Raw genomic sequence first — 7,380 nt, forward strand, 5'->3', positions numbered from 1 at the left:
CCATCAGGAAATGGGCTCATGAGCTTGGCATACGAACGTTCGTCGGCTCATCCGGCCGAGTCTTTCCTTCGGACATGAACGCCGCTCCGTTACTGCGCTCCTGGTTGCGCCGGTTGCGACTAAGCGGTGTCCGCATACACGTGCGCCATCGATGGACCGGGTGGACCGATCGAGGGGAGCTCCGCTTCGAGACCGGCGATGGACAGGTTGTGACCAGACCAGATGCCACGATCTTCGCCTTAGGCGGCGCCAGCTGGCCGAAGACCGGCTCGAATGCCTCCTGGGTTCCCGTCCTTGAACAGAAAGGTGTGTCAGTCGCGCCGCTGCGTCCGGCCAATTGCGGATTCGACGTCGGATGGAGTGATCATGTCCGTAAGAAGTTCGCTGGCTGTCCTGTGAAGTCGGTAGTAGTGACCGCCGGGAATGACGAGGGTAGGGAGAGCAAGCAGCAAGGTGAATTCGTGATCACGGAGGCCGGAGTCGAAGGCGGGCCGATTTACAGCCTGTCTGCTTCGATTCGAGATGAGATCCAACGTAGCGGCTCGGCGACGGTCTGGCTGGATCTAGCCCCTGATCGAGATCTGCCGGGACTGATCCGGGAACTTTCACGGCCACGCGGCAAACGTACGATCGCTTCCCATCTCCAACGTCGCGTTCACCTCGACAGTGTGAAGTCGGCACTGCTTCGCGAAGTACTGGACAAGGAAGACTTCTCCAACTCTGCTCGACTGGCCGCAGCCATCAAACGGTTGCCCCTTCGCCTGGTGGCATCTCGACCGGTCGAGGAAGCGATCAGCACAGCTGGAGGTGTGAGATTCGGAGTACTGGATGAACGACTGATGATTCGAGATCTCCCAGGCATCTTTTGCGCCGGTGAGATGCTGGATTGGGAAGCCCCAACCGGCGGCTACCTCCTTACAGCCTGTCTTGCGACAGGACGGGCAGCTGGAATTGGCGCTATGTCGTGGCTCAAGGAGACAGTGAAACACGGGTAGGGGGGACCCGGCGTAAACCTAGTTGGAGACGGGATTAAGACCGCTGACTGCTCCGATTCGCCGATATTTCTGATCGCGTTGAGCGAGGAGTTGTTCACAAGACAGGTCGTTCAGCTGGAAGAGTTGATTGCTCAGGCTCTTCGCGACTCTCTGCGTCATCGCTTTGGGTTCTCGATGTGCACCGCCGAGAGGCTCGGAAATCAGTTCATCAACGATCTTCAAGTCCATCAGGTCCTGGGCGGTCATTTTTAAGGCGGCAGCTGCGTCCGGCACCTTGGCGGGATCATCCCAGAGGATGGCGGCACAGCCTTCTGGAGAGATAACAGAATAGACGCCATGCTCCAGCATCAAGAGGCGGTCTGACACACCAAGTGCTAAGGCACCGCCGCTGCCGCCTTCACCGATAACGATGGAAATAATCGGCACTCTCAGGCGGGACATCACCAGGAGATTTCTTGCGATGGCTTCCGCCTGCCCGCGCTCTTCTGCGCCGATTCCAGGATAGGCCCCCGGTGTGTCAATAAACGTCACGATCGGCCGGCCGAATTTCTCAGCCATCTTCATCAATCGCAATGCCTTCCGGTAGCCTTCCGGATTCGGCATCCCGAAGTTTCTCTGCATCCGCTCTTTCAGCGTCTTCCCTTTTTGGTGGCCGATAACCATCACGGATCGATCGTTGAAATTGGCGAATCCCCCTACGATGGCCCGGTCATCGCCGAAAGAACGGTCTCCGTGAAGTTCCAGGAAGTCGCGGAAGATTTCGCCGATGTAATCGAGCGTGCTGGGACGTTGGGGATGCCTGGCCAGTTGGGTGCGCTGCCAAGGGCTCAGGTTTCCGTAGAGCTCGTGCTCCAACTGTGCAAGCTTCATTCGAAGCTTGCGGATCTCATCCTGAGCACTGGATTTGCTGCTGCCCGCCGCTGCAAGCTTTTCGATCTTTTCTTCGATCTCACGCAGCGGTTTTTCAAACTCGAGGTAATCGCGCATAAGACTGTGAATCAGAGTTTTCTCAAGGGGAGGAGGAGAAGCTGCCCACCCCGTCTACGTAGCGTTACGATACCAGAGAAAGGGCCCCTTTGCCTAGCACTTCTTCAACTTCCGATACGAAGTGTTCAGAGGCAGTGACGGCCAGATTAGGGAGAGGGGCCGTCACCGCTTCCAAACCTTCGTTCGCACGGAAGCTCAAAGAAATTGACGTATTGCCTGGATGCCGTTTAAAGACGGCGAGCAGTCTCGGTAATTGATCCGTAACTTCCGGGCGGTCTATTAGCTTGATGTGAATCCGTTTAATGGACTGCGTTTGAACGTCCGCAAGGGGCTCGATCTTACTCCCGCGTATTTTTGTTCCCTTGTCACCCCGATCGATTGTTCCAGTAAGACGGATAAGCCGTTCAGGAGCGATCAGATCCCCGGCGGATTTATACAAGTCGGGAAACACGATCACCTCGGTGGTGCCGTGAAGATCTTCCAACGTGAGGTATGCCATACGGTCACCTTTCTTCGTCAGCATCGACTTGACCGCAGCGATGATCCCGCAGAGCTTGACTTCTTTGCCGTCGGAGAGTTCAGAGAGCCCGATCGTAGTTGCGGTTGAGAGGGCATGAATTGTGGCTTCGTATCGGGCGAGGGGATGGGCCGTGATATAAAATCCGGTCAGCTCTCTCTCGTATTTGAGCCGATCGGCTTGATCCCACTCGGGAATGTCCGGGAACGATGGTTCGGCAAGATGGGCTCCGTTCCCGATGACGGACGGATCGTCGCCGAATATGCTCGTCTGGCCCAGTTCTCGTTCCCGCTGTGCGGCAGCTCCATCCTCGAGTGCCTGATCCAACACGGCCATTAACTGTGCGCGCTTTGCGCCGAGAGAATCAAAAGCTCCCGCTTTGATCAGCCCTTCCAGCATCCGCTTGTTCACCTTATGCAGATCGACACGGCGGCAAAAGTCGAAAAACGATTTGAAGGGACCACTTTCGGATCGGATCGCCAACAAGGAATCAACCGCCCCTTCCCCGACGTTCTTAATTGCCGCAAGCCCGAAACGAATTGCACCGTCGACTACCGCAAAGTTCTTCCGGCTTTCGTTGACGTCGGGACCTAACACTTTGATCCCGAGGTCGCGACATTCGGTGAAGTAGCCGACGATCTTGTCGGTATTACCCATGTCGCTCGTCATAAGCGCCGCCATGAATTCAGTCGGATAGTGGGCCTTCAAGTAGCCGGTCTGGTAGCAGACCACGGCATAGGCTGCGGCATGTGACTTGTTGAACCCGTAACCGGCGAACTTTTGGATCAGCTCGTAGAGTTTTTCGGCTTTCTTTTCCGCAATTGTTTTCTTCTTCGCACCATCCAGGAATTTGACGCGCAGCTTCTCCATTTCCTCGGGCTTCTTCTTTCCCATGGCCCGCCGGAGAATGTCGGCTTGTCCGAGGGAGAATCCTGCGACTGTGTTGGCGATCGCCATAACCTGTTCCTGGTAGACGATGACGCCGTAAGTGTCCTTCAGGATCGGCTCCAATTCTGGAGTTTCGTATGTGATGGGGATTTTCCCCTGTTTACGTTTGATGAAATCCGGAATCAGGTCCATTGGGCCTGGACGATAGAGGGCGATGATGGCGATAATGTCCTCGAATCGATCCGGCTTGAAACCAGTGAGCAGGTCACGCATACCGGAACTTTCCAACTGGAAGATTCCGGTGGTCTTTCCTGATGACAGCAGCGCAAACGTCTTGGGGTCATCGAACGGCACTTGATCGATAGCCAGCGGCGGTTGACCGGGATGGCCTTCGTTAATGAGTGTCTCCGCGCGCCGAATCATGGTCAGGGTTTTGAGGCCGAGAAAGTCGAATTTCACCAAGCCGATCTTCTCGACATCCCCCATCGAATATTGCGTCACGATTTCTTCATTCGCGCCCTTATAGAGAGGGACATGGTCCGTCAACGGACCTTCAGAAATCACCACGCCGGCGGCATGAGTTGAAGCATGTCGTGCCAAGCCTTCCAGTGATTGGGCAATCGTCATCAGTTCCTTGACCTTGGCATCGGTTTCAACCAGCTCACGGAGCCGGGGCTCTGTATCGAGCGCCTGCTGAAGGGTAATATTCAACTGGTTTGGAACGAGTTTAGCCACTTTGTCGGCTTCAGCGTAGGGCATTTCCAGCACGCGGCCGACATCTCGAATCGCAGCCTTGGCACCGAGCGTCCCGAACGTGATGATCTGAGCGACGTGATCGGAACCGTACTTGTCGACGACGTAATTGATCACCTCGCTCCGGCGATCCATGCAAAAATCCATGTCGATATCGGGGAGCGACACACGCTCCGGATTGAGGAAACGTTCAAACAGGAGGGTATAGACCAAAGGATCTAAATCTGTGATGCGAAGGGCGTACGCCACAAGACTGCCGGCAGCAGAGCCTCGACCAGGTCCGACCGGAATGCGTCGTGATCGCGCAAAACGAATGATGTCCCAGACGATCAGAAAATACCCGGCAAAGCCCATTGAGCAAATTACCATCAGCTCTTCCCGCAACCGTTGTTCATAGACGGTGGACGGAATCTTGCTCGGCCGTTCTTTTAGCCGGGATTTCAATCCCTCGATCGCCAATTGCTCGACATAGGATTCACGCGTGTATCCTTCCGGAACTTTGTATTGCGGCAAGTGTGTCTTATTCAGGGCTAGTTCCAGCTCACAGTGGTCGGCGATGCGGCAGGTGTTGTTTACTGCGCCAGGAAATTCGGCGAACGTCGGCGCGATTTCTTCCGTCGATTTTACGTAGAGCTGGTCCGTATCGAATTTCATCCGATTGGGATCGCCCAATGTCTTGCCGGTCTGAAGACAGAGCATGAGCTCGTGCGGACGGGCATCTTCTTTTTCAGGTAATGACAATCGTTAGTGCCGGCCAGAGGAATGCCAAGCTTCTTATGGATTTCGATGAGGCCTGCGTTGGCGACACGCTGATGGTCGAGGCCGTTGGCCTGCACTTCGAGGTAAAAATGGTCCTTGCCGAAAATTTCCTGGAACTCTCCGGCGACAGACATCGCGCCATCCATATCTTTTTGGCCTATCAGGTACGGGATCTCGCCGCTCAAACATCCTGAAAGGGCAATGATGCCTTCATGATGCTTCCTGAGAAGTTCCTTATCTATTCTAGGCTTATAGTAGAATCCTTCAACATAACCTTTACTAACGAGCTTGACGAGATTCTGATAGCCGGTCAGGTTTCTCGATAGCAGTATCAGATGATAGTAATCATTGTGGGCCAACCCGCTATCTTTTTTCGCATGGCGACTGCCGAGGGCCATATAGGCTTCACACCCGATGATCGGTTTGACCCCTGCTTCCTTGGCTTTTCGATAGAATTCGATCGCCCCGAACATGTTGCCATGGTCCGTCATCGCTACAGCTGGTTGCCCGAACGATTTAATTTGTTTAACGAGCGGATCGATCTGATTCGCGCCGTCCAACAGGCTGAATTGGGTATGAAGATGGAGATGGACGAACGAAGAAGCCATGAGCGATTCTAGGAGGAGGCTGCGGCGAAGTCAATGAACAGGGAGCACCCCGGACCCACGGTTAGATTTTCTCACCGTATTTTTCACGATAATGTTTCTTCGCTGCGGCAATCCATTTCTCTCGCTTAATCCGATCTGGAGCAGTACCGATTTTAGCCGCGACGTGCGCAATGTCTCCGGATGTCCATTTTGCGATCTGGATATAGCTATAGGTACCCATCTTGTTGAGTGCGCGTTCAAGGACCGGCCCGATTCCGGAAATCTTCTTGAGGTCGTCTTTTTGCGATGAGTTCAGGAATTTGGACTGACTGATCTGAAGGCTCAATTGATTCTCCGGCGCATCAGAACGCGCGACAACATGCCCGCCGTCAGTACGAACACGAAGAGCTGCCCGTACCTCGACCAGGCGCTTCCGGAGTCTAGAGATTTCTTCTTCTTTCCGTCCCATGGCTTCAGCTTGCCCGGCCAACTCGGCTTGGATTGATTCCAGATCGGAAACACGCCGTTCAAGTTCTGCGGTATGACGCTCTCGCGACTCCGCGTGATGAAGCAGTTCCTTCATCCGTTTGAGGGTTACCCGATGCTCCGCGTCTTTTTCGCTGAGTTGTGCCTCGAGCCACTGGACCCGTCCTTGATACGGTTTCAAGCTTGCAATCTGATCGCGAAGACGAGAGAGTTCCTTGAGAGACTTCTCCGAGGCCACCAATTGCTGCTCAAGATCAGAAATCTTTTTTTGTGTCACCAGCAATTCCTGTTGCGCAACCGTTCTGGCGGCATTCGCCTGCCTCGCTTCATTCACATACGCAGTAATCGCACTATCGTGTTCGGCGAGACGGCACAAACTTGCGGTATGCTCCGACTCGGTTGCCAAGAGCCGCTGACGCGCCGAAGCGAGCTCTTTTTGAAGTGCGGAAATACGGTCTTCCTTTGCAATGAGGTCCTGCTCTGTGGATCGGGCCAGACTTTCTAATGTGGCCACCTTGGCTTCCAACATGGCATGTGTCGAGGATTTTAATTTCAGTTCGTACAGGGCGGTGTCGAGCGCTTCCCCTTTCACTCGGAGCTCCGTCTCACAATCGACCATCTGCTGCTCATGAGAGGTAGTAGATTGATGCCGCCACAGCCATCCCACCGCCGCACCGATCCCTGCGGCGACGATCAGACAACCCAACATTTGGAAAATCAGACCTGTCATAGATCGCTCGATCCCTGGACCAGAAACTCGATTCTTCTGTTTCGCCGAAGGGCATCCCGCGACTTCTTGGCAGTGATGGGTTTACTATCACCGTATCCGACAGTCGTGAACTGATGCTGCACTCCATGATCCGTCAGATACTGACGCACCGTCTCAGCTCTTCTCCTGCTTAGTTCCCTGTTGTATTCCGGCTCCCCGAACCCGTCGGTATGACCGCCGATTTCAATTGCGGCCGGGGGGTACTGCTGTAAGAGTGAAGCCAGACGGTCGAGGACCTGACGGCTTCGTAATGTGAGCCTGGATTGATTCGAGTCAAAGTCGATCGGATTTCGCGAAAGAAATTGGGCCAGTTTCGATTGCAGCTTGAGTTGTCGAGCATTCTTCGAGTCCGATACGATATGGTCTTCAAGGGCAAGCCCGATCGATGTCATGGGAGTAACTATTTTGAGCATGACTGCTTTGCTCTCATCCGAAGCGGCCTGTCCGCTCAATACGATGGAACGGCCGTCGATAATGATGGAACCACGTCCGTCCATGTGTCGCAGTAAAGGCAGGATAGTGGGAAGCGGAGATAGCCACCCTGCGGGAGTGACCTGGGGATCGACCGTGAGTTGATCGACAAGGCGAACGGGTGCGCCCTCGAAGAGCGTACGGGCCTGTTGCAGAATACGGTCTCGA

Annotated in this window: 6 protein-coding genes; 1 reads left to right on the plus strand and 5 read right to left on the minus strand. The window is 54.6% G+C overall.

Annotation, left to right across the window (positions count from 1 at the left end):
• On the plus strand, window positions 1–995 hold a 995-nt coding region (locus tag ACWVCN_RS07925), incomplete at its 5' end, for a TIGR03862 family flavoprotein (RefSeq protein ID WP_455245025.1).
• 18 nt (window positions 996–1,013) lie between these two features.
• Here the strand turns inward: ACWVCN_RS07925 and ACWVCN_RS07930 are convergent.
• The 5 genes from ACWVCN_RS07930 to ACWVCN_RS07950 all read right to left on the minus strand — a co-directional run.
• A complete protein-coding gene (locus tag ACWVCN_RS07930; protein WP_455245026.1) occupies window positions 1,014–1,982 on the minus strand; it encodes an acetyl-CoA carboxylase carboxyltransferase subunit alpha in 969 nt (322 codons plus the stop codon).
• Between the two features lie 64 nt (window positions 1,983–2,046).
• Window positions 2,047–4,839 (minus strand): DNA polymerase III subunit alpha, encoded by a 2,793-nt coding sequence (gene dnaE, locus ACWVCN_RS07935; RefSeq protein ID WP_455245027.1) that lies wholly within the window; start codon window positions 4,837–4,839, stop codon window positions 2,047–2,049.
• Window positions 4,791–5,507 carry a PHP domain-containing protein gene (locus ACWVCN_RS07940; RefSeq protein ID WP_455245028.1) on the minus strand — a complete coding sequence of 239 codons (717 nt, stop codon included), beginning with the start codon at window positions 5,505–5,507 and terminating at the stop codon, window positions 4,791–4,793. Before ACWVCN_RS07940 ends, dnaE begins: the two co-directional genes overlap by 49 nt.
• A gap of 61 nt (window positions 5,508–5,568) precedes the next feature.
• Window positions 5,569–6,702 carry a hypothetical protein gene (locus ACWVCN_RS07945; protein ID WP_455245029.1) on the minus strand — a complete coding sequence of 378 codons (1,134 nt, stop codon included), beginning with the start codon at window positions 6,700–6,702 and terminating at the stop codon, window positions 5,569–5,571.
• On the minus strand, window positions 6,699–7,380 hold a 682-nt coding region (locus tag ACWVCN_RS07950; protein ID WP_455245030.1), incomplete at its 5' end, for an OmpA family protein. The genes ACWVCN_RS07950 and ACWVCN_RS07945, both read right to left, overlap by 4 nt.

It is taken from the genome of Petrachloros mirabilis, assembly GCF_975968855.1.